At 58.7% G+C, this 738-nt stretch carries 1 protein-coding gene; it reads left to right on the top strand.

Features of this window, described 5'->3' with window-relative positions; translation table 11 throughout:
- A partial coding sequence (locus tag NG895_RS02370) for a reverse transcriptase domain-containing protein (RefSeq protein WP_252850843.1) occupies positions 1 to 738 on the top strand: 738 nt, incomplete at both ends.

Raw genomic sequence — 738 nt, 5'->3', positions numbered from 1 at the left:
CAGCGAAGACTGCTTAACCGAGGCCTTCTTCAACCTGAAGAAGACCGCAGCGGTTGGAGTCGACAAGGTGACCTGGCACGAATATGAGCAGGACCTGGAGGCCAATATCACCGATCTCCATGGTCGCATTCACCGAGGAGCCTACCGTGCTAAGCCCTCTCGGAGAGTCTGGATACCCAAGCCGGACGGTCGACAGCGGCCGCTCGGCGTGGCCTCGCTGGAGGACAAGATTGTCCAACAAGCGGTGCTCTGGGTGCTTCAGAGCATCTACGAACAGGACTTTCTCGGTTTCAGCTATGGCTTCCGGCCGGGGCGTAGCCAGCACGATGCACTCGATGCATTGAGCGCGGCGATCCTTGGCAAGCGAGTGAACTGGGTACTGGACGCCGATATCGAAGGCTTCTTCGACGCGATCGATCACCAGTGGTTGATCAAGTTCTTAGAACATCGCATCGGCGACCGACGCCTACTTCGCTTGATCCGCAAATGGCTTCGTGCCGGGGTCAGCGAAGATGGTCGGTGGTCGGCAACGAAGGTAGGGACGCCGCAAGGAGCGGTCATATCGCCACTCCTGGCCAATGTGTTCTTGCACTACGTATTCGACCTGTGGGTCCAGTGGTGGCGTGACAACCACGCCCGAGGCGACGTCGTCGTCATCCGCTATGCGGATGACTTTGTGATGGGTTTTGAGCATCGCGAGGAGGCAGCGGCATGCTTGGAAATGCTCCGAGCACGCTT

It is taken from the genome of Aeoliella straminimaris, from assembly GCF_024054565.1.
Lineage (GTDB): Bacteria > Planctomycetota > Planctomycetia > Pirellulales > Lacipirellulaceae > Aeoliella > Aeoliella straminimaris.
This window is presented reverse-complemented; position numbering and strand designations above follow the sequence as displayed.